This window comes from Streptomyces lunaelactis, from assembly GCF_003054555.1.
Classification (GTDB): domain Bacteria; phylum Actinomycetota; class Actinomycetes; order Streptomycetales; family Streptomycetaceae; genus Streptomyces; species Streptomyces lunaelactis.
Genome location: NZ_CP026304.1, coordinates 3,349,997 through 3,376,942, shown reverse-complemented (window position 1 = coordinate 3,376,942; position 26,946 = coordinate 3,349,997). Strand labels below are relative to the sequence as shown.

21 protein-coding genes are annotated in these 26,946 nt (G+C 70.8%); 20 read left to right on the top strand and 1 reads right to left on the bottom strand.

Annotation, left to right across the window (positions count from 1 at the left end; genetic code table 11):
* Nucleotides 1–21 precede the first annotated feature (21 nt).
* From SLUN_RS15220 to SLUN_RS15170, 11 genes are all read left to right on the top strand, one after another.
* A complete protein-coding gene (locus tag SLUN_RS15220; RefSeq protein WP_257153733.1) occupies nucleotides 22–651 on the top strand; it encodes a hypothetical protein in 630 nt (209 codons plus the stop codon).
* Between the two features lie 117 nt (nucleotides 652–768).
* Nucleotides 769–2,886, top strand: a complete 2,118-nt coding sequence (locus SLUN_RS15215) for a bifunctional polysaccharide deacetylase/glycosyltransferase family 2 protein (protein WP_108149000.1) — start codon at nucleotides 769–771, stop codon at nucleotides 2,884–2,886.
* Nucleotides 2,886–3,974: an acyltransferase family protein gene (locus SLUN_RS15210; protein WP_371413912.1), complete on the top strand. Its 1,089-nt coding sequence runs from the start codon at nucleotides 2,886–2,888 to the stop codon at nucleotides 3,972–3,974. Before SLUN_RS15215 ends, SLUN_RS15210 begins: the two co-directional genes overlap by 1 nt.
* A gap of 321 nt (nucleotides 3,975–4,295) precedes the next feature.
* Nucleotides 4,296–5,636, top strand: coding sequence for a nitrate/nitrite transporter (locus SLUN_RS15205; RefSeq protein ID WP_108148998.1), 1,341 nt, complete (start codon nucleotides 4,296–4,298; stop codon nucleotides 5,634–5,636).
* A gap of 101 nt (nucleotides 5,637–5,737) precedes the next feature.
* The gene (locus SLUN_RS15200) at nucleotides 5,738–6,877 is read left to right on the top strand and encodes a uroporphyrinogen-III synthase (protein WP_108148997.1); all 1,140 of its coding nucleotides are present in this window, start codon (nucleotides 5,738–5,740) and stop codon (nucleotides 6,875–6,877) included.
* A 147-nt stretch (nucleotides 6,878–7,024) separates the two neighbouring features.
* The gene (locus tag SLUN_RS15195) at nucleotides 7,025–7,618 is read left to right on the top strand and encodes a CGNR zinc finger domain-containing protein (protein ID WP_108148996.1); all 594 of its coding nucleotides are present in this window, start codon (nucleotides 7,025–7,027) and stop codon (nucleotides 7,616–7,618) included.
* A 209-nt stretch (nucleotides 7,619–7,827) separates the two neighbouring features.
* Complete coding sequence (locus tag SLUN_RS15190; RefSeq protein ID WP_108148995.1) at nucleotides 7,828–8,415, top strand: sigma-70 family RNA polymerase sigma factor; 588 nt, start codon at nucleotides 7,828–7,830, stop codon at nucleotides 8,413–8,415.
* Nucleotides 8,412–9,245, top strand: coding sequence for an anti-sigma factor family protein (locus SLUN_RS15185; protein WP_108148994.1), 834 nt, complete (start codon nucleotides 8,412–8,414; stop codon nucleotides 9,243–9,245). The genes SLUN_RS15190 and SLUN_RS15185 overlap by 4 nt, the downstream gene beginning before the upstream one ends.
* A 61-nt stretch (nucleotides 9,246–9,306) precedes the next feature.
* Nucleotides 9,307–11,694 carry a HelD family protein gene (locus SLUN_RS15180; RefSeq protein ID WP_257153732.1) on the top strand — a complete coding sequence of 796 codons (2,388 nt, stop codon included), beginning with the start codon at nucleotides 9,307–9,309 and terminating at the stop codon, nucleotides 11,692–11,694.
* 420 nt (nucleotides 11,695–12,114) lie between these two features.
* On the top strand, nucleotides 12,115–13,527 hold the full coding sequence (locus SLUN_RS15175; RefSeq protein ID WP_108148992.1) for an NAD-dependent malic enzyme: 1,413 nt from the start codon (nucleotides 12,115–12,117) through the stop codon (nucleotides 13,525–13,527).
* Nucleotides 13,528–13,940: 413 nt separating this feature from the next.
* Nucleotides 13,941–14,222 (top strand): HU family DNA-binding protein, encoded by a 282-nt coding sequence (locus SLUN_RS15170; protein ID WP_004571953.1) that lies wholly within the window; start codon nucleotides 13,941–13,943, stop codon nucleotides 14,220–14,222.
* 170 nt (nucleotides 14,223–14,392) lie between these two features.
* Here the strand turns inward: SLUN_RS15170 and murA are convergent, their stop codons facing one another.
* Nucleotides 14,393–15,733, bottom strand: a complete 1,341-nt coding sequence (gene murA / locus SLUN_RS15165) for a UDP-N-acetylglucosamine 1-carboxyvinyltransferase (RefSeq protein WP_108148991.1) — start codon at nucleotides 15,731–15,733, stop codon at nucleotides 14,393–14,395.
* A 252-nt stretch (nucleotides 15,734–15,985) separates the two neighbouring features.
* Here murA and SLUN_RS15160 point away from each other — a divergent pair, with 252 nt between their 5' ends.
* The 9 genes from SLUN_RS15160 (at nucleotide 15,986) to SLUN_RS15115 (ending at nucleotide 26,780) form a co-directional block, all read left to right on the top strand.
* The gene (locus SLUN_RS15160; protein WP_108148990.1) at nucleotides 15,986–16,546 is read left to right on the top strand and encodes a YqgE/AlgH family protein; all 561 of its coding nucleotides are present in this window, start codon (nucleotides 15,986–15,988) and stop codon (nucleotides 16,544–16,546) included.
* Between the two features lie 30 nt (nucleotides 16,547–16,576).
* Nucleotides 16,577–16,864 carry a DUF3039 domain-containing protein gene (locus SLUN_RS15155; protein WP_170146580.1) on the top strand — a complete coding sequence of 96 codons (288 nt, stop codon included), beginning with the start codon at nucleotides 16,577–16,579 and terminating at the stop codon, nucleotides 16,862–16,864.
* A 220-nt stretch (nucleotides 16,865–17,084) separates the two neighbouring features.
* Complete coding sequence (locus SLUN_RS15145; RefSeq protein WP_108148988.1) at nucleotides 17,085–18,389, top strand: extracellular solute-binding protein; 1,305 nt, start codon at nucleotides 17,085–17,087, stop codon at nucleotides 18,387–18,389.
* Between the two features lie 5 nt (nucleotides 18,390–18,394).
* Complete coding sequence (locus SLUN_RS15140) at nucleotides 18,395–19,480, top strand: carbohydrate ABC transporter permease (protein ID WP_257153731.1); 1,086 nt, start codon at nucleotides 18,395–18,397, stop codon at nucleotides 19,478–19,480.
* Nucleotides 19,441–20,325 carry a carbohydrate ABC transporter permease gene (locus SLUN_RS15135; RefSeq protein ID WP_371413911.1) on the top strand — a complete coding sequence of 295 codons (885 nt, stop codon included), beginning with the start codon at nucleotides 19,441–19,443 and terminating at the stop codon, nucleotides 20,323–20,325. Before SLUN_RS15140 ends, SLUN_RS15135 begins: the two co-directional genes overlap by 40 nt.
* A 4-nt stretch (nucleotides 20,326–20,329) precedes the next feature.
* Nucleotides 20,330–21,988, top strand: coding sequence for a beta-N-acetylhexosaminidase (locus tag SLUN_RS15130; RefSeq protein WP_108148986.1), 1,659 nt, complete (start codon nucleotides 20,330–20,332; stop codon nucleotides 21,986–21,988).
* Between the two features lie 288 nt (nucleotides 21,989–22,276).
* Nucleotides 22,277–23,173 (top strand): FAD binding domain-containing protein, encoded by an 897-nt coding sequence (locus tag SLUN_RS15125; RefSeq protein ID WP_108148985.1) that lies wholly within the window; start codon nucleotides 22,277–22,279, stop codon nucleotides 23,171–23,173.
* Nucleotides 23,170–24,477: a (2Fe-2S)-binding protein gene (locus SLUN_RS15120; protein WP_108148984.1), complete on the top strand. Its 1,308-nt coding sequence runs from the start codon at nucleotides 23,170–23,172 to the stop codon at nucleotides 24,475–24,477. Before SLUN_RS15125 ends, SLUN_RS15120 begins: the two co-directional genes overlap by 4 nt.
* Complete coding sequence (locus SLUN_RS15115) at nucleotides 24,474–26,780, top strand: xanthine dehydrogenase family protein molybdopterin-binding subunit (protein WP_108148983.1); 2,307 nt, start codon at nucleotides 24,474–24,476, stop codon at nucleotides 26,778–26,780. The genes SLUN_RS15120 and SLUN_RS15115 overlap by 4 nt, the downstream gene beginning before the upstream one ends.
* Nucleotides 26,781–26,946: the final 166 nt, after the last annotated feature.

The following is a 26,946-nucleotide window of genomic DNA, read 5'->3' as shown; positions in this document are numbered from 1 at the left end:
CATTCGCATGAGCCGAACGAAGTGACCTTCCAACTGGACGGACTTGGCCGGGAAGTAGGGGATCTGCCTCCCGGCCCGACCTCGCAGGAGGGCTCCGACGGGCCCGTGTTCGTCGACGAGAGCGGTCGCCGGAGCAAGAAGTTACGCCGCCTCGGCTGGGTCCTCGCCATCGTCTGTGCCTGCTACGCCGTGGCTCTGGTCGCGGCCCTCCTCGGCGGCAGTTCCAGCGCGCCCTGGCTCCCCGGCATCGGCCGGCCCGGCGGGGAGCGGACCGACAAGGTCGAGATCCAGCCCGCCCCGAGCGACCGCGCATCCGCGGTGGTCACCCCCGGCGCCCCGGCCCCCACCTACTCCACCGGCGCCCTGCTGCCGCAGCCGTCGGGTGGCGCTTCCAGGGGCGTTGCGGGCGGTGCTCCGGCCGGGCTGCCGGGCAGTCCCGGCCCCGGCGCCTCTGCCTTCCTGTCCCCCCAGCCCTCCGGTGGCGGCCTTCCGGAGCCGGGCGGGCCCGTGGCCTCCCCCTCGCCGGGCCGTGGCGCGAGCGACCTCGGACCCGGACCCGCGCCGGAGGGCTCTCCCCCCGCTCCTGTGCCTTCCGATCCCGGCCCCAGCGGCTCCCCCTCCGAGCCACCCCTGCAAGAAGGCACGGTCTAGGCCGTGTCCAGCAGCAGGGCCTCGCGGCAGCGGGCGGTACGGCGACAGGGACAACAACGGGGACAACAGCGGCGACAGCGGCAGGGGCTCGCGCGCGTCGTCCGCCGCAGACTGCCCATGCGTCATCTGCTGCCCGTGCTCTTTCTGGTCGCGCTCTTCGCCATGCTCATGCTGCGCGGCTATGTACACAGCGAGGTCCTCGCCGACCACCGCGTACGCCCACCGGCGCCCACCGGCCAGGTCCCGGCGGAGATCCTGGCGGGCGGTCCTGTCATCGACGTGCGCGACCAGGCCGCTCCCAAGGCGCTGAGCATCCCCGACCACCAGCTCGTGCTGACCTTCGACGACGGCCCTGACCCCCTCTGGACGCCGAAGGTCCTCGATGCGCTGAAGCGGTACAAGGCGCACGGCGTGTTCTTCGTCACAGGCGCCATGGCCTCCCGCCACCCGGACCTGGTGGAGCGGATGGTGCGGGAGGGGCACGAGATCGGTCTGCACACCTTCAACCACCCCGACCTCTCCTTCCGGTCCACCTCCCGCATCGACTGGGAGCTCTCGTCCAGCCAGCTGGCCATCGCGGGTGCGGCCGGTATCCGCACCTCGCTCTTCCGCCCGCCGTACTCCTCCTTCTCAGGCGCCCTGGACAACAGGACCTGGCCGGTCACGCAGTACATCGGCAGCCGCGGCTACATCACCGCCTTCAACAACACCGACTCCGAGGACTGGAAGCGCCCCGGCGTCGACGCGATCATCAAGCGCGCGACGCCCACGGGCACCGAGGGCTCGATCGTGCTGATGCACGACTCCGGCGGCGACCGTTCCCAGACCGTCGCGGCTCTGGAGCGCTTCCTGCCGCAGATGAAGGCCAGGGGCTACCGCTTCGCGAACCTCACCGAGGCGCTCGGCGCCCCCAGCGCCCACACCCCGGTCACCGGATCCGAGCTGTGGCAGGGAAGGGCCTTCGTCGCCGCCGTGTCCGTCTCCGAGCACACCACCGACGTCCTGGTCGTCGCTCTCGCCGCGATCGGTGTGCTGGTCTTCGCGCGCTTCGGGCTGATGCTGCTGCTCTCCTTCGCGCACGCCCGCAAGGTGCGCAGGCCCGGCTTCAGCTGGGGCCCGCCCATCACGGAACCGGTGTCCGTGCTGGTCCCCGCGTACAACGAACGCGAATGCATCGCCAATACGGTCCGTTCGCTGATGGCGAGCGACCACCCCATCGAGGTCATCGTCATCGACGACGGCTCCACGGACGGCACCGCGGACCTCGTCGACGCGCTCGGGCAGCCCGGCGTCCGTGTCGTACGGCAGCCCAACTCTGGCAAGCCCGCCGCCCTCAACAACGGCATCCGGCACGCCCGCCACGAGATCGTCGTGATGATGGACGGCGACACCGTCTTCGAGCCGTCGACCGTGCGCGAACTGGTCCAGCCCTTCGGCGACATGCGCGTCGGCGCGGTCGCGGGCAACGCCAAGGTCGGCAACCGCGACAGCCTGATCGGGGCCTGGCAGCACATCGAGTACGTCATGGGCTTCAACCTCGACCGCCGGATGTACGACCTTCTGCGCTGCATGCCCACCATCCCCGGCGCGGTCGGCGCCTTCCGCCGCCAGGCCCTGGAACGGGTCGGCGGCATGAGCGAGGACACCCTCGCCGAGGACACCGACATCACCATGGCCATGCACCGCGACGGCTGGCGCGTCGTCTACGCCGAGCGGGCCCGCGCCTGGACCGAGGCCCCGGAGAGCGTGCAGCAGCTCTGGTCGCAGCGCTACCGCTGGTCGTACGGCACGATGCAGGCGATCTGGAAGCACCGCCGCGCGCTGGTGGAAAGGGGCCCCTCGGGCCGCTTCGGCCGGGTCGGCCTGCCGCTGGTCTCGCTGTTCATGGTGCTTGCGCCGCTGCTGGCCCCGCTGATCGACGTCTTCCTGCTGTACGGACTGGTCTTCGGCCCCACCGAGAAGACGATCGCCGCATGGCTCGGAGTCCTCGCGATCCAGGCCGTCTGCGCCGCGTACGCCTTCCGGCTCGACCGCGAGCGCATGGTGCATCTGATCTCGCTGCCTCTTCAGCAGATCCTGTACCGGCAGCTGATGTACGTCGTGCTGCTGCAGTCCTGGATCACCGCGCTGACCGGCGGCCGGCTGCGCTGGCAGAAGCTGCGGCGTACGGGAACGGTGGCGGCGCCCGGCCTGCCGAGCCCCCGGAGCGCCGAGGACCGGAGGCCGGTCGCGTGATCCCCCGTACCGCCGAAGCGCCGGCGGCCCCCACCGTCCCCCAGCTCCCGGGCCGCGACCACTACTTCGATCTGCTGCGGGCCCTCGCCCTCTTCCGGGTCGTCCTCTACCACCTGGTGGGCTGGGCCTGGCTGCCGCTGCTCTTCCCCTCCATGGGGGTGATGTTCGCGCTCGCAGGTGCCCTGATGGCCCGCTCCCTCAAGCGCCCCGCGCTCCAGGTCATCCGCGGCCGCGTACGGCGTCTGCTGCCCCCGCTGTGGATCCTGGGCGCGGTCGGCGGCACCGCCATGGTCGTGGCCGGCTGGCGTCCGGGCCTGTCCGCGCTCTTGTGGATCCTGCCGCTGAGCGACCCGCCATTCCTGGGCGCCGAGTGGGCCGCGGACCTCGCCGAGCCGCTCTGGTATCTGCGTGCCTACCTCTGGTACGTACTGCTGTCGCCGCTGCTTCTGCGCTGTCTGCGCAGACTCCCGTGGCCGACGCTGCTCGCCCCGCTCGCCCTCTCGGCCGTTCTGAGCTTCGGCTATCTGGCACTGCCCGGCCGGATCGACTCCGCGCTCACCGACTTCTCCACCTTCGGCGCGTGCTGGATTCTCGGGATGGCCCGCCAGGAGGGCATCCTGAGCCGGCTGCCCCGCTACGCCGTGCCGTCCCTTGCGCCGGCCGTGATGCTGGCCGGCCTGTGGTGGGCGGCGCGGCACAACTTCTCCGCGGACAGCGAACTGGACAGCATCCCGACGGCGCAGGCGCTCTGGTCGTTCGGGGCCGTGCTTCTGCTGCTGCACGTCAGCCCCTCGTGGGACAGCCTGCCGCCCCGGCTGCGCCGCTGGGACCGCGTGGTCACGCTGCTCAACTCCCGTGCGGTGACGGTCTATCTCTGGCACAACATCTGCATCTTCGCCGCCGCGTCGCTCTGGGACCGGATGTGGAGCATCGACGTACTGGGCGAGAGTGTGCCCTGGCTGCTGGAGAGCTGGGTCCCGGAGCTTCTGCTCGCCTGGGCGCTGATCGCGCTGTGTATCCTGCTGTTCGGCTGGGCCGAGGACTTCGCGGCCGGGCGCGGCCCGCGCCTGTGGCCGGACAGGACCTAAGCGGCCCCGGGGAAGTCCGGGCGGCGTCGCGGGCCGATGGCTGTCGCCTGGCTGCGTTGTCGTCAGTCGCCGACGCTCCGCGTGGACTCCTTCCTCCGCCTTGCCAGACTCGGCCCTCGACCCTCCCCCGTAGCCCTGCGGGCACGGGAGGTACCCCCACCTTCACCCACCCGGACATCCCCGACACCGCTTAGCGGGGCTCACACAGGCCCCGGCCACCTGGTGAGAGCAAGGTTTCGCACCGGTCACCTCACGCCACCGGGGCTGAAACGCGCCGTTCATAGCGTCCCTTCCACGACCCGAGAACCGTGGAGGCGCGTGATGGCAAGCCGGTGGATCGAACAGTGGGACCCGGAGGACGAGGCGTTCTGGGAGGCGCGAGGGGAGAGCATCGCCCGGCGCAATCTGGTCTTCTCCATCCTTTCCGAACATATCGGGTTCTCGATCTGGACCCTGTGGTCCGTCCTGGTCCTGTTCATGGGACCCGAGTACGGGATCGACCCCGCCGGGAAGTTCTTCCTGGTGGCCATGGCCACGCTGGTCGGGGCCTTCATCCGGGTCCCGTACACCTTCGCCGTCGCCCGATTCGGCGGCCGCAACTGGACCATCGTCGCCGCGTCGATGCTCATCCTGCCGACGGCCGCCGCCTTCGTGGTGATGGAGCCCGGGACCTCGTACACCACCTTCATGCTGGTCGCGATGCTCACCGGCGTGGGCGGCGGGAACTTCGCTTCCTCCATGACCAACATCAACTCCTTCTTCCCGCTGCGGAAGAAGGGCTGGGCGCTCGGGCTGAACGCGGGCGGCGGCAACATCGGGGTGCCCGTCGTGCAGCTGGCCGGGCTCGCGGTCATCGGCGCGGCCGGCGGACCGCGCGTGCTGCTCGGGATCTACCTCCCCTTCATCGCCCTCTCCGCGATCTGCGCCGCCCTCTTCATGGACAATCTCGCCCCGGTCAAGAATGACACCGGGGCGGCGAAGGACGCCGTACGCGATCCGCACACCTGGATCATGTCCTTCCTCTACATCGGCACCTTCGGGTCGTTCATCGGCTACAGCTTCGCCTTCGGCCTGGTCCTGCAGACGCAGTTCGGGCGTACGCCGCTGCAGGCCGCGTCCATCACCTTCATCGGGCCGCTGCTCGGCTCGCTGATCCGGCCGGTCGGCGGCCGGCTCGCCGACCGCTTCGGCGGCGCGCGCATCACCCTGTGGAACTTCCTCGGCATGGGCGTGGCCACGGGGGTCGTCGTACTCGCCTCCGTGGAGAAGTCGCTGGCGCTCTTCACCACCGCGTTCATCGTGCTCTTCGTGCTGACCGGGGTCGGCAACGGCTCCACGTACAAGATGATCCCCGGCATCTTCCACGCGAAGGCGGTCGCGAAGGGCATGAGCGGCGAGGCGGCGGCCGCGTACGGGCGGCGGCTGTCCGGTGCGTCCATGGGGCTGATCGGCGCGGTGGGTGCGCTCGGCGGGCTCGGCATCAACCTCGCCTTCCGCCAGTCCTTCCTCACCGCGGGCACCGGCACATCGGCGTTCGTCGCCTTCCTCGCCTTCTACGCGGCCTGTTTCGCCGTGACATGGGCGGTATACCTTCGCCGGACCGCCACCGCCGTGCAGCCGGTTGCGGAGGCGAAGCCGCAGCTCAGCTACGCGGAGGTGTAACACGGGGGAAATCCAGGAGAACCGGGCCCGTCACGCACCGTTGGCAGGCTCGGTCGCCCCGTCCGTACACCGGACCGGTGGGTCAGAGTAGGGACGACCAGATGCGCAATCAACAGCACGGGCCGCTCGCGGGATTCACCGTCGGCGTGACCGCCGCCCGGCGTGCCGACGAGCTCGGCGCGCTGCTCCGCAGGCGCGGCGCCGCCGTCATCCACGCCCCCGCCCTGCGTATCGTTCCGCTCGCCGACGATGCCGAACTCCTCGCCGCCACCAAGGAGCTGATCGACCACGCGCCCGATGTCGTGGTCGCCACCACCGCGATCGGCTTCCGCGGCTGGGTGGAGGCCGCCGACGGCTGGGGGTGCGGGGAGGAGCTGCTGGCCCGGCTGCGCGGCGTGGAACTGCTGGCGCGCGGGCCGAAGGTGCGGGGCGCGGTCCGTGCCGCCGGGCTCACCGAGGAGTGGTCCCCGGCCTCCGAGTCCATGGCCGAGGTGCTCGACCGGCTGCTGGGGGAGGGGGTCGGGGGCCGCCGGATCGCGCTCCAGCTGCACGGCGAGCCGCTCCCCGGGTTCGTCGAGTCGCTACGGGCCGGGGGCGCCGATGTCGTCGTCGTACCGGTCTACCGGTGGATGGCGCCGGAGAACCTCGACCCCCTCGACCGGCTGCTCGACGCGACCGTCGCCCGCGCCCTGGACGCCCTCAGCTTCACCAGCGCACCGGCCGCCGCGTCGCTGCTCTCCCGCGCCGAGACCCGTGGTCAGCTGCCCGAGCTGCTGCGCGCCCTGGACCACGATGTACTGGCGGCCTGCGTGGGGCCGGTCACCGCGCTGCCGCTGCAGGCCGAGGGAGTCTCCACGGTGCAGCCCGAGCGCTTCCGGCTCGGCCCGCTCGTCCAGGTGCTCGGCCTTGAGCTGCCCTCCCGCGCCCGCACGCTCCCGGTCGCGGGCCGCCGCATGGAGATCCGGGGCCACGCGGTCCTGGTCGACGACGATCTGCGGCCCGTGCCGCCCGCCGGAATGGCCCTGCTGCGCGCTCTGTCCCGGCGGCCCGGCTGGGTGGTTTCCCGCTCCGATCTGCTGCGGGCGCTGCCGGGCTCGGGCCGCGACGAGCACGCCGTCGAGACGGCGATGGCCCGGCTGCGTACGGCGCTGGGCGCGCCCAAGCTGATCCAGACCGTCGTCAAGCGGGGCTACCGGCTGGCCCTGGACCCGGCGGCCGACACGAAGTACGCCGACGCCTGACGCAGTATCACGCTTGCCCCCTGCCCCGTTCCAGTCCTCCCGCCCGCCGCACGCAGGTTGAGGAGGGGTTCCGGCGGCGCCCCGGGACGGGCACTCTGAGAGGGACAGCTCCCACCGGCACCCTCCGACCGAGGCGGTGACAGGCGCATGACGGCGGGCATGGGCTCGTACGACTGGCGGTTCGACTCCGGACGGATCTGCCTGGACCTGGTGGCGACCTCGGGGTCGGCCCCCGACGCGGGAGAACCGCTGGCGGAAGCCGGCCGCCTCGGCCAGTGGCTGGTGGGGGCGGGCCTGGTGCCCGCCGGCACACCGCTGCCGGCCGTCGACGGCCAGTGGGCTGCCCGCTTCATCGAGCTGCGGGACTGTCTGGGCCGGCTGGTGCGGGCCGAGATCGACGACCAGTACGCCGAGCCCGCCCTGGAGCGCGTCAATGTCCTCGCGGCCGGACCGCCGCCCGGGATCAGGGCCGTACGGACCGGCGACGGCTCTCTCGTACGGGCGCTGAGCGCCGCACCCGAGTGCGCCGCACTGCTCGCCGCGATCGCCCGCGACGCCGTGGAGCTGCTCACCGACCCGGTGGCCCGCGCCCGGCTGCGGCAGTGCGAGGGCGACAACTGCCGCCGCGTCTATCTGGACACCTCGCGGGGACGGCGGCGCCGCTGGTGCTCCAGCGAGGTCTGCGGGAACCGCGAGCGGGTCGCCAGACACCGTCGCCGGGCCGCGGTGGCCAGGGCCTGAGGCCGGTCTGGAACCGTGCCGGGACCCGGCCGGGGACCTTGCCGGGACCCGTCTGGAGCCGTGCCGGGACCCGGCCGGGGACCGTTCCGGGACCCCTCGTAAAAGATCTTGAAAGTTTTCTCCCGGGCGTTGAGTGATGCGTCTGCCGTCCCCGTAGTGATGGGGGAGAAGCAGTCAGCCGAAATCAGGGTCTCGACCGGGAGGTTCAGGTGCGCAAGGATGCGGCCGTGGCCGATGACCGTCCGCAAAGGGCCCGCCATCGAAGCGAGAAGCCACGCATCGACTCCTCAGCACCTGACGAGGAACTCATGCGCGCGCTGTATCGCGAACATGCGGGACCATTGCTCGCCTATGTACTGCGCCTCGTCGCCGGCGATCGCCAGCGTGCCGAGGACGTCGTACAGGAGACGCTCATCCGTGCCTGGAAGAACGCCGGTCAGCTCAACCGAGCGACCGGCTCTGTCCGACCCTGGCTGGTGACGGTGGCACGCCGCATCGTCATCGACGGTCACCGCAGCCGGCAGGCCCGGCCGCAGGAGGTCGATCCGTCGCCGCTGGAGGTCATGCCCGCGGAGGACGAGATCGACAAGGCGTTGTGGCTGATGACGCTCTCAGATGCACTCGATGATTTGACGCCTGCCCACAGGGAAGTCCTTGTCGAGACGTATTTCAAGGGACGTACGGTCAATGAGGCGGCCGAGACGCTCGGCATACCCAGCGGAACGGTGCGCTCCCGGGTGTTCTACGCACTGCGTTCCATGAAGCTCGCTCTGGAGGAGAGGGGGGTCACGGCATGACCATGTACGAGCAGGAATCCGTACACGACGCCGTCGGCGCGTATGTGCTCGGCATCCTGGACGACGCGGACGCCTCCGCCTTCGAGGCGCATCTGGCAGGCTGCGACATCTGCGCCACCCACCTCGAGGAGTTCTCCGGGATGGAGCCGATGCTGGCCATGCTGGCGGAAGCCCCTTCACCGGTCCAGCAGCCGAACGTGCTGAACATGCGCGGCCTGCATGCCATGCCGGGAGCGGGCTTCCCGCAGCAGCGGCCCGTTCCGGTGGTGCCCACCGCACCCAGCCCGCAGCTGCTCGGCGGACTGCTCGACGAGGTCGCCGCCAAGCGGGCGGCCAAGCGCCGGCGCGGGATGTACATGGTCGCGGCCGCCGCGGCGCTGATCATCGGCGGTCCCGCCGTCGCGGTCGTCGCCACGTCGGACGACACGAAGAATCCCGTGGCCGGCGCGGACCCGCACCCCACCAGTCCCGCAGAGGACGCCTTCTTCAACCACATGGACGAGAAGGTCAGGGCGACGGACGCGACGACCAAGGTCAGCGCGACCGTCGGCCTGGAGAAGAAGGGCTGGGGCACCCACACCGTTCTCGAACTGAAGAACGTCAAGGGTCCGCTGAAGTGCAACCTGATCGCCGTCTCCAAGACCGGCGAGGAGGAGGTCGTGACCTCCTGGGCTGTGCCGAAGTGGGGTTACGGCATCCCGGACAGCCCGGTCACGGCGGCGAAGAACCCGCTCTACGTCCATGGCGGCGCGGCGATGGACCGCAATGACATCGACCACTTCGAGGTCCGTACGTTCGAAGGCAAGCGACTGGTGGAGGTCGAAGCCTGACATTTTCGCCCCCTTCGCGTACGGTTGACGGCTGCCCAGTGCACGTCAGAAGGGGGCCTCGGTGGCCGCGCAGGATGCCGCTGTTGATTCCAAGCCCGGATCAGCCGTCGACACGGTCCGGGACCGTGAAATCGGTGTCGAGCAGGAACATCTGGACCAGGTCTACCGCCGCCTCGAGGAGAAGATCCACGAGGCGGAATTCCTGATGAGCGACGCCGCCAAACGCGGCCAGGTCGGTACGCCCGGCGCGCTCGCCGAGCGGGACGCCCAGGTCTTCCGGGCCGGCGTCCACCTCAACCGCCTGAACAACGAGTTCGAGGACTTCCTCTTCGGACGGATCGATCTGCTGCGCGGCAAGGACGGCGAGAAAGGCCCGGACGGGGCTTTCACCTCGATCGAGCCCGCCGACGACGCCGTACGCGTGGACGGCACCGCCGAGATCGGGGAGACGCTGCACATCGGCCGTATCGGAGTCCTGGACTCCGACTACGCGCCGCTGGTCATCGACTGGCGCGCCCCGGCCGCGGCCCCGTTCTACCGCTCGACACCGGTCGATCCGGGCCGGGTGGTACGCCGGCGGGTCATCCGCTCCAAGGGCCGCAAGGTCCTCGGTGTCGAGGACGACCTGATGCGCCCGGAGCTGACCGCCACCCTGGACGGGGCGGAGCTCCCGGTCATCGGCGACGGCGCCCTGATGGCGGCCCTCGGGCAGGCCCGCAGCCACACCATGCGGGACATCGTCGCCTCCATCCAGGCGGAGCAGGACCTGGTGATCCGTGCCCCCGCCGCGTCCGTGACGTATGTCGAGGGCGGTCCGGGTACCGGCAAGACCGCGGTGGCCCTGCACCGGGCGGCGTATCTGCTCTACCAGGACCGCAGGAGATACGCGGGCGGCATCCTGATCGTCTCGCCGACCCCTCTGCTCGTCGCGTACACCGAGGGCGTACTGCCGTCGCTGGGCGAGGAGGGGCAGGTCGCGATCCGCGCGGTCGGCAATCTGGTCGACGGCGCCGAGGCCACGGCGTACGACGAACCGGCCGTGGCCCGTATCAAGGGTTCCTCGCGGATGCTGAAGGTGCTCCGCAAGGCCGCACGGGGCGCGCTGGAGCTGTCGGGGCCCCCGGCGCCACGGGAGGGGCAGCTCGCCTTCGGCGAGGAACTCCAGGCCCCCTCCGGGCCGCCCGACCGGCTGCGCGTCGTCGCCTTCGGCCGCCGGATCGAGATCGAGGCCGCCGAGCTCAACCGCATCCGCCACAACGTCCTGGGCGGCACCACCCCGGTCAATCTGCTGCGCCCGCGCGCCCGCAGGATGCTGCTGGACGCCCTGTGGTCGAAGTCCGGCTCCGGGGGACGGGGCGCGTCCGGCGACCGCGAGCTCGCCGCCGAACTGCGCTCCTCCTTCGACGACGACGTATCCGCCGAGGACAGCTTCATCGCGTTCCTCGACGCGTGGTGGCCGGAACTGACCCCGCGCGGCGTGCTCGTCGCGATGGCCGACGAGCGCCGCCTCGGCCGCTGGGCGCGGAGCGTGCTCAACCCGGGCGAGGTGCGCCGCCTCGCCCGCTCCCTGCGGCGGTTCGGCAGCGAAGGACGCGGCCCCCTCTCGGTGCACGACGTGGCGCTCCTGGACGAGCTGGGGACGCTGCTCGGCACCCCGGCCCGGCCCAGGAAGAAGCGCGAGTACGACCCCCTGGACGCGCTCACCGGTCTCGAGGAGCTGATGCCGCACCGCGAGGAGACCCAGCGCGAGCGGGCGGAACGGCTGGCCCTGGAACGTACCGAGTACGCGCATGTCATCGTCGACGAGGCGCAGGACCTCACCCCGATGCAGTGGCGGATGGTCGGCCGCCGCGGCCGGCAGGCGACCTGGACGGTCGTCGGCGATCCGGCGCAGTCCTCCTGGTCGTCGCCGGACGAGGCGGCACAGGCGCGCGACGAGGCGCTGGGCAGCCGCCCGCGTCGCCGTTTCGAACTGACTGTCAACTACCGCAACCCGGCGGAGATCGCCGAGCTGGCGGCCAAGGTGCTGGCGCTCGCGATGCCCGGCATGAAGTCCCCGTCCGCGGTCCGCTCCACGGGCGTGCAGCCGCGCTTCGCCGTCGTCCGGGACGGGGATCTGGCCTCGGCCGTACGGGAGGAGGCTCAGCGCCTGCTGGACCGCGTCGACGGCACCGTCGGCGTCGTCGTCGCGATGAACCGCCGCGAGCAGGCGGCGCGCTGGCTGGCCGGACTCGGCGAACGGGTGGTGGCACTCGGCTCGCTGGAGGCGAAGGGACTGGAGTACGACGCGACGGTCGTCGTCTCGCCCGCGGAGATCGCGGACGAGTCACCGGCCGGGCTGCGGGTGCTGTACGTGGCGCTGACCCGGGCGACCCAGCAGCTCACGGTGGTCTCGGACCGGCGGGACGAGCCGGACGCACAGGGCGTACCGGACCTTCTGCGGGACTGACCGCGGGCACGTTCGCCGACCGGTCCCCGACCGTTCACCGGCTGATCGGGAGTCAACGTGCGATGCGGGAATCGCTTACCGGGGTGGTTTGTTAGCCTGGGGGTGGCACCGGCTCGATCCAAGCCCCCGGGCCCAACCTTCGTCGCTACGAGCGACCACTTGCCGCGAGGCGAGCATGGCGGGCCGGTGCCACTTGTTTTTGCGGAGATCAGGTCCGCGTCACCACACGGTGACGCGGACCTGTTTCATTGAGGGCTTCCACCTGGGGTGTCGTATCTCGTATGGTGGAAAGTAGTTTCCGAAAACTCAATGACCACTATTACCTGCTACCCGCAGGTAGGTGCGACCATCGGAACGCGTCGCCGGGCAACAGCCGCGGCCGCATGGCAATGAAGCTAGCGAAAGCAGAGGAACCCGGTCATGGCAACGGCGCCCAGCGTCTCGTACTCGATGACGGTCCGGCTGGAGGTTCCCGCGAGCGGTACCGCGGTCTCCCAGCTCACCACGGCCGTGGAGTCCTCCGGCGGCTCCGTGACCGGCCTGGATGTGACCGCTTCCGGCCACGAGAAGCTGCGGATCGACGTCACGATCGCAGCCAGCTCGACCACGCACGCCGACGAGATCGTCGAAGAGCTGCGCAAGATCGAGGGCGTCGTCCTCGGCAAGGTCTCCGACCGTACGTTCCTGATGCACCTCGGCGGCAAGATCGAGATGCAGTCCAAGCACCCCATCCGCAACCGTGACGATCTCTCGATGATCTACACGCCGGGTGTGGCGCGGGTCTGTATGGCGATCGCCGAGAACCCCGAGGACGCCCGCCGGCTCACCATCAAGCGCAACTCCGTCGCCGTGGTGACCGACGGCTCCGCCGTCCTCGGCCTCGGCAACATCGGCCCCATGGCCGCGCTCCCGGTGATGGAGGGCAAGGCGGCCCTCTTCAAGCGCTTCGCCGGCATCGACGCCTGGCCGCTCTGCCTGGACACCCAGGACACCGACGAAATCGTCGCAATCGTCAAGGCGATCGCCCCCGGCTTCGCGGGCATCAACCTCGAGGACATCTCCGCACCCCGCTGCTTCGAGATCGAGGCGCGGCTGCGCGAGGCCCTGGACATCCCGGTCTTCCACGACGACCAGCACGGCACCGCGATCGTCGTCCTCGCCGCACTGACCAACGCGCTGCGCGTGGTCGGCAAGGCGGTCGGTGACGTACGGGTCGTCATGTCCGGCGCCGGCGCTGCCGGTACGGCCATCCTGAAACTGCTGATCGCGGCGGGTGTCAAGCACGCCGTCGTCGCCGACATCCACGGTGTCGTGCACGCCGGCCGCGAGGATCTCCGCTCCGCCACGCCCGAGTCGCCGCTGCGCTGGATCGCCGACAACACCAACCCCGAAGGTGTCACCGGCACGCTGAAGGAAGCGGTCGCCGGCGCGGATGTCTTCATCGGAGTCTCCGCCCCGAACGTGCTGGGCGCGGAGGATGTCGCCGCGATGGCGGACGGCGCGATCGTGTTCGCGCTCGCGAACCCCGACCCCGAGGTCGACCCGGCAATCGCCCGCCAGACGGCCGCAGTTGTCGCCACCGGCCGCTCCGACTTCCCGAACCAGATCAACAATGTGCTGGTCTTCCCGGGAGTCTTCCGCGGCCTGCTGGACGCTCAGTCCCGCACCGTCAACACGGAGATGATGCTCGCGGCGGCGAGCGCCCTGGCGGAGACCGTCACCGAGGACGAGCTCAACCCGAACTACATCATCCCGTCGGTCTTCAACGAGAAGGTCGCGGGAGCGGTCGCGGGAGCGGTCCGCAACGCCGCGAAGGCGGCCGACGGGCTGTGACAGCCCCGGGAGCCCACGGGGAATCCACACTCTCCGCAGGACCCACCACGGCCCCGCCCCACGGTGCGCACGACCGCGGTGCCTCCTCACGTCGGGCTGACACCCGGCGCGTCGCGAGTCGCGGGGCCGTGACTGCCGCTCTAGGGTGGCGGACCATGAGCCCCGCGCTCGAGGCTCCGCGACTCCGCGGAGTCCCCAGGGAGTAGACGGAACGTCACCACGACGAGGCAGTGGCGCTTTTCGCGTGACTCCGGAGGGTGCCGGATTGGCTTTCCCGCCGCTGGTGGGGGCAGGATGCGTATTCGGGCGCGAGGGTCTGACAGCAGACCCGGGTCCGGGGACAGTCCGAGGGCCCTGGCAGCATCGGCTTCGATCTCACGCCTGACAAGCAAGAAGAACACGGGAGTAACAACATGAACCGCAGTGAGCTGGTGGCCGCCCTGGCCGACCGCGCCGAGGTGACCCGCAAGGACGCCGACGCTGTGCTGGCCGCTCTCGCCGAGACGGTCGGCGAAGTCGTCGCCAAGGGCGACGAGAAGGTCACCATCCCCGGCTTCCTGACCTTCGAGCGCACCCACCGTGCCGCTCGCACCGCTCGTAACCCGCAGACCGGCGACCCGATCCAGATCCCGGCCGGTTACAGCGTGAAGGTCTCCGCGGGCTCCAAGCTCAAGGAAGCCGCCAAGGGCAAGTAAGGCCCCGAGGCACAGGAAAGGGCGGCCACCCAGCAGGGTGGCCGCCCTTTCCTGTGCCGTACGGCCCGTACAGGGCCCTTCTGGGCCCGAGCCGGGGGCCGGCGCCCCAGACCCCCGTACGGCCTTCGGCCGTGTCCTCAAACGCCGGACGGGCTTGATTTCCCCGGTTGTCAGACCAGCGTGCGGCCCGGCAGTTCCACCTTCGCGCCGAGCTTCTCGAGCTTGTCCATGAAGTTCTCGTAGCCCCGGTTGATCAGGTCGATGCCGTGCACCCGCGACGTCCCCTGCGCCGCCAGCGCCGCGATCAGGTACGAGAAGCCGCCGCGCAGGTCCGGAATGACCAGGTCCGCGCCCTGGAGCTTCGTCGGGCCCGACACGACCGCCGAGTGCAGGAAGTTGCGCTGGCCGAAGCGGCAGTCCGAGCCGCCCAGGCACTCGCGGTAGAGCTGAATGTGCGCACCCATCTGGTTGAGCGCGGAGGTGAATCCCAGCCGTGACTCGTACACCGTCTCGTGGACGATGGACAGGCCCGCCGCCTGGGTCAGGGCCACCACCAGGGGCTGCTGCCAGTCGGTCTGGAAGCCGGGGTGCACGTCCGTCTCCAGGGCGATCGCGTTGAGCGAGCCGCCCGGGTGCCAGAAGCGGATGCCCTCGTCGTCGATCTCGAAGGCGCCGCCGACCTTCCGGTACGTGTTGAGGAACGTCATCATCGAGCGCTGCTGGGCGCCGCGCACATAGATGTTGCCCTCGGTCGCCAGCGCCGCCGACGCCCAGGAGGCCGCCTCCAGGCGGTCCGGGAGCGCCCGGTGGGTGTAGCCGCCGAGCTTGTCGACACCGGTGATCCGGATGGTCCGGTCGGTGTCCATGGAGATGATCGCGCCCATCTTCTGCAGTACGCAGATGAGGTCCTCGATCTCCGGCTCCACCGCGGCGTTCGAGAGCTCGGTGACGCCCTCGGCCAGTACGGCCGTCAGCAGCACCTGCTCCGTCGAGCCGACCGACGGGTACGGCAGCCTGATCTTGCAGCCGCGCAGCCGCTGCGGGGCCTCCAGATACTGGCCGTCCTCCCGCTTCTCGATCGTCGCGCCGAACTGGCGCAGCACCTCGAAGTGGAAGTCGATCGGCCGGCCGCCTATGTCGCAGCCGCCGAGACCCGGAATGAAGGCGTGGCCGAGCCGGTGCAGCAGAGGGCCGCAGAAGAGGATCGGGATGCGCGAGGAGCCCGCGTGCGCGTCGATGTCCGCGACGTTCGCGCTCTCGACGTGCGAGGGGTCCAGTATCAGCTCACCCGGCTCGTCGCCGGGGCGGACCGTCACTCCGTGCAGCTGCAACAGTCCGCGCACGACGCGCACATCACGGATGTCGGGCACGTTGCGCAGCCGGCTCGGCCCGCTGCCGAGCAGGGCGGCCACCATGGCCTTGGGCACGAGGTTCTTCGCGCCGCGGACGCGGATCTCGCCCTCCAGCGGGGTTCCGCCGTGGACAAGCAGTACATCGTCTGTGCCGGTCATGAATCTCGCGTTCCGGAGTGGTCGGACGGGGGGCCAGTGAAAAGGGTAAGGGGCGTACACCCCTGTCCCGTAAGGCCAAGGACGGTTCTAGGACGTAATGGATTCGGCACAGCACGCTCAGTCGCGAAATCTTGCGGAGTGTTACGGTCCGGATTTCCGGCGCCGGGCGCCTGTGGCGCATCCTGAGCTGCGCTCGCTCACACTCTGCCGCGCGCTCCCCGCGGAGGGCGAAGATGCGAGATCATGTCTCGCATGACCGAGGTGTCCTCGCTCACAGGGCGGCTGCTCGTCGCCTCACCCGCCCTGGCGGACCCGAACTTCGACCGGGCGGTGGTTCTGCTGCTCGACCACGACGACGAGGGTTCGCTCGGCGTGGTCATCAACCGGCCGACGCCGGTGGTCGTCGGCGACATCCTGGAGTCCTGGGCGGCCCTCGCGGGCGAGCCGGGCGTGGTCTTCCATGGCGGCCCGGTCTCCCTCGACTCCGCGCTCGGCGTCGCCGTGATACCCGGCGACGAGGGGCCGCTGGGCTGGCGGCGGGTGTACGGCGCGATCGGCCTGGTCGATCTGGAGACGCCGCCGGAGCTGCTGAGTGCGGCGCTCGGGTCCTTGCGGATCTTCGCCGGGTACGCCGGGTGGGGTCCGGGGCAGCTGGAGGACGAACTGAACGACGGCGCCTGGTACGTCGTCGAGTCGGAGCCCGGGGACGTGTCGTCGCCGCGGCCGGAGAGCCTGTGGCGTGCGGTGCTGCGGCGGCAGCGAAGCGAACTGGCGATGTTCGCGACGTACCCCGACGACCCGTCGCTGAACTGAGAGGCGCGGCTTTTCAGTACCCTGGCAGTTATGAGCACTCTTGAGCCCGAGCGCGGGACAGGCACGGGGACCCTCGTAGAGCCGATGCCGCAGGTGTCGCACGGCGACGGCGACCACGAGCGCTTCGCCCATTACGTCCAGAAGGACAAGATCATGGCGAGTGCCCTCGACGGCACTCCTGTGGTGGCACTGTGCGGGAAGGTCTGGGTGCCGGGGCGCGACCCCAAGAAGTACCCGGTCTGCCCGATGTGCAAGGAGATCTACGAGTCCATGGGCCCTGGTGGCGACAAGGACAAGGGCGGCAAGGACAAGAAGTAACTCTCTGGTTCTGACCGCTGGGGACGGCCCCCGGGGTGCGCGTGTGCGCACCCCGGGGGCCGTCTGCGTCTCCGCTCCCGTTGCACGGGGTGCGGCTGCCGGTCACGGATTGGTTGAGACCTCTTGTCCGGTTGTTTGCGCGGCTCTAGCCTCCTGCGTGTTGTGCAGAACGAAACGTCCGTTGCGCATGCTGCAACGCCTATTCGTAGGGGAACCACGCATGAAGTTCATCGCCCGAATTGCCGCCCCGGCCGGGGCACTTGTGCTGGCGGGCCTCACCGCCACCGCCTGCGCCCCCCAGACCTCCGACAACAGCGCCAGGACGGACGACAAGAGCGGCACCCTGCGCGTCTGGCTGTTCCAGGAGGTCAACAACAAGCCCAAGGAGCAGGTCGTCGACGCGGCCGTCGCCGCGTTCCGCAAGGGGCACAAGGACGCGAAGGTCGAAATCGAGTACATACCGGTCGAGACCCGCGCCCAGAAGATCAAGGCCGCGTTCAACGACCCCAAGAGCGCACCGGATCTGATCGAGTACGGCAACACCGACACCGCCGGATACGTCAAGGACGGGGGACTCGCCGACGTCGGCGCGGAGTTCACCGCCTGGGACGAGGCGAAGGACACCGACCCGACGGCCAGGCAGTCGGTCACGGTCGGCGGCAAGATCTACGGCGCTCCGCTCTTCGTCGGCGTACGCGCGCTGTACTACCGCACGGATGTCTTCAAGGAGCTGGGGATCGCGGCCCCCAAGACCCAGGACGAGCTGATCGCCACCGCGAAGAAGATCCACAAGGCGAAGCCCGGTCTGTACGGGCTCGCGGTGGGCGGCGCGTACACCTACGGCGCGATGCCGTTCATCTGGGCGCAGGGCGGCGAACTCGCGGAGGAGCGCGGCGGCTCGTACAAGGCGGCCATCAACAGCCCGGCCGCGCAGAAGGGCATCACGGCGTACACCTCGCTGTTCGGCAACGACAACTGCCCGGCCGCCAAGTGCGCCTCGATGGGCGGCAACGCGACGGTCACCGCTTTCGCCTCGGGCAAGGCGGCGATGGCGATCGGCGGCGACTTCAGCCACCAGGCGGTGGAGGCGGGCGCCGTGAAGGGCAAGTACTCGGTCGTGCCGCTGCCGGGCAGGGAGGCGGGCTCGATCGCGCCGGCCTTCGCGGGCGGCAACAACATCGGCGTACTGAAGAGCAGTTCGCACCGCACGCTGGCGGTGGACCTGATGAAGCAGTTCGCGGGAAAGGAGACCCAGCGCAAGCTGTTCGACGCGATGGGCTTCCTGCCGACGTACACGGATGTGCGGTCGGAGGTCGCGAAGAAGGAGCCGTTCGTCGATCCGTTCGTACGGACGCTGGGCGCGGGCGCGAAGTTCGTGCCGGCCTCGCCGGGCTGGGGCCAGATCGACGCGTCGCTGGTGCTGCCGACGATGTTCCAGGAGATCGTCAGCGGCAAGAAGGACGTGGCGGCGGCGTCGGATGACGCGGCCAGGAAGATGGACGCGGCGTTCGCTGCCGCGGGCTGAGCGCGATGACGAACGGTACGAACGCGGGGCGGGACGCGTCTGACGCCCACGGCGTCGGTGACGGGGCGGGCGGGTCCCCGGGGGACCCGATTGCCTCCACCGAGGCGTCCGCGCCCGCAGCGGCTGCGCCCGCCAAGGTGCCGAACGCCCGCAAGGCGACCGGGGCTTCGCCCGGGGCACCCGCGGCAGCCGCTCGCGGCATCCGGCGCGGGCCGGGGCGCGGGGGCTGGACCCCGTGGCTCTACCTCGCGCCCGCGCTCGTCGTGCTCGGTGGGCTCCTCGTCTACCCCATCTACCAGCTCGGCCTGATCTCCTTCCTCGAATACACCCAGGCCCAGGTCAGCGGCGGCGAACCGACCACCTTCCAGGGACTCGGCAACTACCGGACCCTCTTCGCCGACAGCCAGTTCTGGCAGGTGCTGCTCGCCACCCTGGTCTTCGCCGCCGCCTGCGTCGTCACCACGCTCGCCGTGGGCTGCGGGCTCGCCGTCCTGCTCACGCGCGTACGGGCGCTGCCACGGCTCGCCCTGATGCTCGCCGCGCTCGGCGCATGGGCGACCCCGGCCATCACCGGCTCCACCGTCTGGGTCTTCCTCTTCGACCCCGACTACGGACCGGTCAACCGCCTCCTGGGCCTCGGCGACTTCTCCTGGACGTACGGGCGCTACAGCGCCTTCGCGCTCGTGCTCCTCGAAGTCGTCTGGTGCTCGTTCCCGTTCGTCATGGTGACCGTCTACGCGGGCATCAAGGCGATCCCGTCGGAAGTCCTGGAGGCGGCCTCGCTCGACGGCGCGTCCCAGTGGCGGATCTGGCGCTCCGTCACCGCCCCGATGCTGCGCCCGATTCTCGTCGTCGTCACCATTCAGTCGATCATCTGGGACTTCAAGGTCTTCACGCAGATCTATGTGATGACGAACGGCGGAGGCATCGCCGGACAGAATCTCGTGCTCAATGTGTACGCCTATCAGAAGGCCTTCGCGTCCTCGCAGTACAGCCTGGGCTCGGCCATCGGCGTCGTGATGCTGCTGATTCTGCTCGCCGTCACCCTCGTATATCTGCGACTGCTGCGACGCCAGGGAGAAGAGCTGTGAGCCTGCCCCGGATCCACCGCATCCACCGCCCCTGGCGGCTCGCCGCCGAGGCATCCGCGCTCGTCATCGCGGTCGTCGTGGCCTTCCCGCTGTACTGGATGGTGCTCTCCGCCTTCAAGCCGGAGGGCGAGATCCAGTCCACCGAGGCGCACCCCTGGACGCTTTCCCCGTCCCTCGACTCCTTCCGGCGCGTCTTCGAACAGCAGGAATTCGGCCGCTATTTCCTCAACAGCCTGTTCGTCGCGGGCGTGGTCGTCATCGCCTCCGCGTTGATCGCCTTCCTGGCGGCGACCGCCGTGACCCGATTCCGCTTCACGTACCGCACCACCCTGCTGATCATGTTCCTGGTCGCGCAGATGGTGCCGATCGAGGCGCTGACGATCCCGCTGTTCTTCCTGATGCGGGACTTCGGCCAGCTGAACACCCTCGGCTCGCTGATCCTGCCGCACATCGCCTTCTCGTTGCCGTTCGCGATCTGGATGCTGCGGGGCTTTGTGAAGGCGGTCCCGGAGGCGCTGGAGGAGGCGGCGTACATCGACGGCGCGAGCCGCACGCGCTTCCTGTGGCAGATCCTCTTCCCGCTGGTGTTCCCGGGGCTTGTGGCGACGAGCGTCTTCTCGTTCATCTCGACGTGGAACGACTTCCTGTTCGCCAAGTCCTTCATCATCAGCGACACCTCGCAGTCGACGCTGCCGATGGCGCTGCTGGTCTTCTTCAAGCCGGACGAGAACGACTGGGGCGGGATCATGGCAGCATCCACCGTGATGACCGTGCCGGTGCTCGTCTTCTTCGTACTCGTACAGCGGCGTCTGGTCTCCGGACTGGGCGGCGCGGTGAAGGACTGACGTCATGACCTCTACGGGGACTTCCATGGATCTGATCCCGGCGCCGCGCGCAGTCGACGGCCCGTCCCGCAGCGGCTTCCTGCCGGACCGCGGCACCACGCTGTACGCGGGCCCGGGCACCGAGAGCACGGAGCGCTGGCTGCGCTCCACGCTCGGCGCCGCACTCGGCCTGCCGCTGGCGCCGGGCGAGGAGCGGGCCGAGAACTCGCTCACGCTGCTGATCGACAACACCCTGGAGCCCGAGGCGTATCGGCTGGGCGTGGTCCGGAGCCGGGGCGTCGAGATCCGGGGCGGCAGCGGCGCGGGCGTCTTCTGGGGCGCGCAGACGCTGCGTCAGCTGCTCGGCGCGGAAGCCTTCCGCAGCGCACCGGTCAGCCCCGAGAGGACGCACGGCATTCCCCACCAGGTCATCGAGGACGCACCCCGCTTCCCCTGGCGCGGCCTCATGCTCGACGTCTCGCGGCACTTCCTGCCCAAGGGCGACGTCCTGCGCTACCTGGACCTCCTCGCCGCCCACAAGCTCAACGTCTTCCACTTCCACCTCACCGACGACCAGGGCTGGCGCATCGAGATCAAGCGCTACCCCAGGCTCACGGACATCGGTGCATGGCGGGCACGCACCAAATACGGCCACCGCGCCTCCGAGCTCTGGGACGAGCGGCCGCACGGCGGTTACTACACCCAGGACGACATCCGCGAGATCGTCGCGTACGCCGCCGAGCGGCATATCACCGTCGTCCCCGAGATCGACATCCCGGGGCACTCGCAGGCCGCCATCGCCGCGTATCCGGAACTGGGCAATACCGATGTCGTCGACACGACAACCCTCTCCGTCTGGGACAACTGGGGCATCAACCCGAACGTACTCGCCCCCACTGACACCACCCTCCGCTTCTACGAGGGCGTCCTCGAGGAGCTCCTCGGCCTCTTCCCCTCGGCCTTCGTCCACATCGGCGGCGACGAGTGCCCGAAGGACCAGTGGAAGGCCTCCCCGGCCGCCCAGGCCCGTATCAAGGAACTCGGTCTCGCCGACGAGGACGAACTCCAGTCCTGGTTCATCCGCCACTTCGACACCTGGCTGTCCGGCCGCGGCCGCCGCCTCATCGGCTGGGACGAGATCCTTGAGGGCGGCCTCGCCCCCGGTGCCGCCGTCTCCTCCTGGCGTGGGTACGCCGGCGGCATCGCCGCCGCCGAGGCCGGACACGACGTCGTCATGTGCCCCGAGCAGCAGGTGTACTTGGACCACCGTCAGCACGGCGGCGCGGACGAACCGATGCCCATCGGCTACGTACGCACACTCGAGGACGTCTACCGCTTCGAGCCGGTGCCCCCGTCGCTGTCGCCGGAGGCCGCCGCGCACATCCTCGGCACCCAGGCCAACGTCTGGACCGAGGTGATGCAGGACCGGTCCCGCGTCGACTACCAGGTCTTCCCGCGGCTCGCCGCCTTCGCCGAAGTCGCCTGGTCCGCCCTGCCCGCCCCGGCCGAGCGCGACTTCGAGGACTTCGAGCGCCGAATGAACGCCCACTACGCGCGCCTTGACGCGCTCGGCGTCGGCTACCGGCCGCCCGGCGGCCCGTTGCCCTGGCAGAAGCGACCGGCCCCCGAAGGAATGACAGGAAGCATCGGACGCCCGATCGAGGGTGCGCCCCCAAACGTGTGAGCCGGTGGAAAGCCGTGTGCCTCCGGCCCGGGACCCTGGGACTGTGTAAGGCCTTATGGAAAAAGTCGTACAAGGATCCGCGAAGAGTGGCAATCCGCATGTGGCGGCGACGGTGTACGAAACCGGACCATCGTGACGAGCGGGTACGTCCGGGGCAGATGCTCCCTTCGCGGACCCTCTCGTCGGTCGGCCCGGAAGATGTGCCAGAGTTGCCACGTCCGGGCTGTGAGCACGTACGGTACCGCCAACACAGGCGGGACAGCCGGGACACCGGGAAGGGGCAGCTGGGTGACCACGCACGCACCGCAGGCGGCGCAGTCGGTGACGCTGCCGGCCTCGCTCGACGAGGCCGTGGCGGCACTCACCGCCATGCCCGCCGCCGTGCCCGTCGCCGGCGGTACGGACCTCATGGCCGCCGTCAACAAGGGCCAACTCCGCCCCGCGGGCCTCGTCGGCCTCGGCCGTATCAGCGAGATCCGCGGCTGGCGCTACCTGGACGGTCACGCGCTGCTCGGCGCCGGACTCACCCACGCCCGGATGGGACGGCCCGACTTCGCGGCCCTCATCCCCGCGCTGGCCGCCTCCGCGCGCGCAGCGGGCCCGCCCCAGATCCGTAACGCGGGCACGCTCGGCGGCAACATCGCCACCGCGGCCCCGACCGGCGACGCCCTGCCCGTACTGGCCGCCCTGGAGGCGGACCTGGTGATCGCGGGACCCGGCGGAGCCCGCCGCGAGATCCCCGTCTCCCACCTGCTGGCCGGCCGCGAGATGCTCGCCCCCGCCGAGCTCATCGGTTTCGTCCGCGTGCCCCTGCTGCACGCCCCCCAGGTCTTCCTGAAGGCGACCGGCCGGACCGGCCCCGGCCGCGCCACCGCGTCCGTCGCCGTCGTGCTCGACCCGGCTCGGCGCGGGGTGCGCTGCGCGGTGGGCGCGATAGCGCCGATGCCGCTGCGGCCGCTGGAGGCGGAGCGCTGGATCGCCTCGCTGATCGACTGGGACGGCGAGCGGGGGCTGGCGGCCGAGGCGCTGGCAGCCTTCGGCGAGTACGTCGCCGCGGCGTGCATCCCGGATCCGGCCCCGGCCGCGCAGGGCGAGGAGCCGCCCGCGCTGCCGCCCGCCGTACTGCATCTGCGGCGCACGGTCGCCGCGCTGGCCCGACGTGCACTGGGGAGGGCGCTGTCGTGAGCAATGAGGAGAACCCGCACGAGCTCCCGCCGGAGCACGGGGGCTGGCAGCCGATTCCCCAGGGCGGTGAGTACGACGCCGAGGCCACGGCCTTCCTGCAGCTGCCGCCCGAGGGCGCGCTGGACGCGGCACCGCTCGAGGCGCCCGGCCATGGCTACGTACCGCCGATGATCACGCCGCTGACGCCTGCCGCCGCGGATCCGGCGGCGACGGGCAGCTGGGCCATGCCCCATGCGGCCGTGCCGCAGGGGGAGGGGGCGCCGGGCGCGGTGCGATGGCCCGAGCCCGCGGAGACTTCCGACCCGCATGCCACAGGACAGTGGAACTTCGCCGCCGCCGAGCCGGTCGCGCAGCAGGCCGCCGAGCCGGTCCAGTCCGCCTCGGAGCTGACCGGCCGGTGGACGATCCCGGTGGCCGGCGGCGATCTGCCCGAGGAGTCGGGCGAGTTCACGACCTCGGCGCTGGCGGCCCAGTGGGGCGCCGCGACCGCGCAGACAACCCCGCGGTCGACGCTGCCGGGCGGGGCGCCCGCTCCATGGGCGCCGTCCCCCGACGCCCCGGCGACGCTCCCGGGCGGCGCGTCCGCGCCCTGGGCGACGGCACCGGAGCCCGCGGCCGTCGCGGAGGAGCCCGCGCCGGAGACGGCCGAGGGCGAGGCGGCCCCGGGCGACGTTCCCGAGGAAGAGGCCGCCGCCCCCACCTCCTCCACGGACAGCAATGAACACCCGCCCACCTCCTACGTCCTGCGGGTCAACGACACCGACCGCCCCGTCACCGACGCCTGGATCGGCGAATCCCTGCTCTACGTGCTGCGCGAGCGCCTCGGCCTCGCCGGCGCCAAGGACGGCTGCTCACAGGGCGAGTGCGGCGCGTGCAACGTCCAGGTCGACGGCCGTCTCGTCGCCTCCTGCCTGGTGCCGGCCGCGACCGCCGCGGGCTCCGAGGTCCGTACGGTCGAAGGCCTCGCCACCGACGGCGAACCCTCCGACGTCCAGCGCGCCCTGGCGGGCTGCGGAGCGGTCCAGTGCGGCTTCTGCATCCCCGGCATGGCCATGACCGTCCACGACCTCCTCGAGGGCAACCACGCCCCCACCGAGCTCGAGACCCGTCAGGCGCTGTGCGGCAACCTCTGCCGCTGCTCCGGCTACCGGGGCGTGCTCGACGCCGTACGCGAAGTGGTGGCCGAGCGCGGAGCGAGCGCCTCCGCCGCGGCGGAGGCGAGTGAGGAAGCCCGCATCCCGCACCAGGCGCCCCCCGGCGCAGGTAGTGTGCAGCACCACCCGCACGACGGAGGCATGGCGTGAGCAACGACGCGGCCACCACTGCCACACCCCGGACGGTCGACGGCCCCCAGCCGCAGCCCCCCGCCCACGGACTCGGCGCTTCCCTTCCGCCGGCCGACACCCGCGCCAAGACCGAGGGCACGTTCCCGTACGCCGCCGACCTGTGGGCCGAGGGCCTGCTGTGGGCGGCGATCCTGCGCTCCCCGCATCCGCACGCCCGTATCGGTTCGATCGACACATCGGCGGCCCTGGAGATGCCGGGCGTACGCGCGGTGGTCACCCATGAGGACATTCCGGGCGATTCGTCGTACGGAAGGCGTATCGCCGACCGTCCCGTCTTCGCCTCCGAACTCGTACGCCACCACGGCGAGGCGATCGCGGCGGTCGCGGCCGACCACCCCGACACGGCCCGCCTCGCGGCGGCGGCGATCGCCGTCGAGTACGAGGTGCTCGAACCGGTCACCGACCCCGAGAAGGCCTTCGCCGCCGACCCCCTCCACCCCGACGGCAACCTGATCCGTCACATCCCGCTGCGCTACGGCGACCCGGACGTGGCGGGCGAGGTCATCGTCGAGGGCCTCTACCGCATCGGCCGCCAGGACCCGGCCCCCATCGGCGCCGAGGCCGGCCTGGCCGTCCCGCGCCCGGACGGCGGCGTGGAGCTGTACGTCGCCTCCACCGACCCCCACACCGACCGCGATCTGGCGGCGGCGTGCTTCGGCCTGGAGCCGGACCGGGTCAAGGTCGTCGTCACCGGCGTCCCCGGCGCGACGGGCGACCGCGAGGACCCCGGCTTCCAGCTCCCGCTGGGCCTGCTGGCCCTGAAGACGGGCTGCCCGGTCAAGCTGACCGCGACCCGCGAGGAGTCCTTCCTCGGCCACGCCCACCGCCACCCGACACTCCTGCGCTACCGCCACCACGCGGACGCCGAGGGCCACCTGGTCAAGGTCGAGGCCCAGCTGCTGCTGGACGCGGGAGCGTACGCCGACGCGTCCTCGGAGTCGCTCGCGGCCGCGGTCGCCTTCGCCTGCGGCCCGTACGTGGTCCCGCACGCCTTCATCGAGGGCTGGGCGGTCCGTACGAACAACCCTCCCTCCGGCCATGTGCGCGGCGAGGGAGCGATGCAGGTGTGCGCGGCGTACGAGGCCCAAATGGACAAACTGGCCGTGAAGCTGGGCCTCGACCCCACCGAACTCCGCCTGCGCAACGCGCTGGCGACGGGCGACATCCTCCCCACGGGCCAGACGGTCACCTGCCCCGCACCCGTCGCGGAACTCCTGCGCGCGGTCCGGGACTTCCCGCTCCCTTCCCTCCCCAAGGACACCCCCGAGAACGACTGGCTGCTCCCCGGTGGCCCGGAGGGCGCGGGCGAGCCGGGAGCGATCCGCCGCGGCGTGGGCTACGCCCTGGGCATGGTCCACATGCTCGGCGCCGAAGGCGCCGACGAGGTCTCCACCGCGACGGTCAAGGTCCACGACGGAATCGCCACCGTCATCTGCGCGGCGGTGGAGACCGGCCAGGGCTTCACGACCCTCGCCCGCCAGATCGTCCAGGAGACGCTGGGCATCGAAGAGGTCCGCGTGGCCTCGGTCGACACGGACCAGCCCCCGGCGGGCCCGGCGGCCCACGGCCGCCACACCTGGGTCTCGGGCGGCGCGGTCGAACGCGCGGCGAAGATGGTGCGTACCCAGCTCCTGCAGCCTCTGGCCCACAAGTTCGGCATGTCCACGGAGCTGCTCCAGATCACCGACGGCAAGATCACGTCGTACGACGGGGTCCTCTCGACCACCGTCACGGAGGCGTTGGACGGCAAGGAACTCTGGGCCACGGCCCAGTGCCGCCCCCATCCGACCGAGCCCCTCGACGAGTCGGGCCAGGGCGATGCCTTCGTCGGCATGGCGTTCTGCGCGATCCGCGCGGTGGTGGACGTCGACATCGAACTCGGCTCGATCCGCGTGGTCGAAATGGCGGTGGCCCAGGACGTGGGCCGCGTCCTGAACCCGGCCCAGCTGGCCACCCGCATCGAGGCGGGCGTCACCCAGGGCGTCGGCACGGCCCTGACGGAGAACCTCCGCACGGCCCGCGGCCTGGTCCGCCACCCGGACCTGACGGGTTACGCACTCCCGACATCCTTGGACGCCCCGGACATTCGCATCGTGAAACTGGTGGAGGAACGGGACGTGGTGGCCCCCTTCGGAGCGAAGGCGGCAAGCGCGGCTCCGGTGGTGACGTCCCCGGCGGCGGTGGCCTCGGCGGTAAGGGCGGCAACGGGGCGGCCGATCAACCGCCTGCCGATCAGGCCGCAGGCGGCGGTCGCTCAGTAGACGGGCCCCGTGGGCCTGGGAACTCGGGAAACGGGGCCCGTGGGCCCGGCAGCTCCCGCCCGACGAAGCGGACGTGAGATCGACAATCCGTGTCGATCGCGCCGAGCCCGACATTCCGGATAGCTGTTGCCGGTGAGTGAATCCCCTCACTAGGTTTGACCGATGT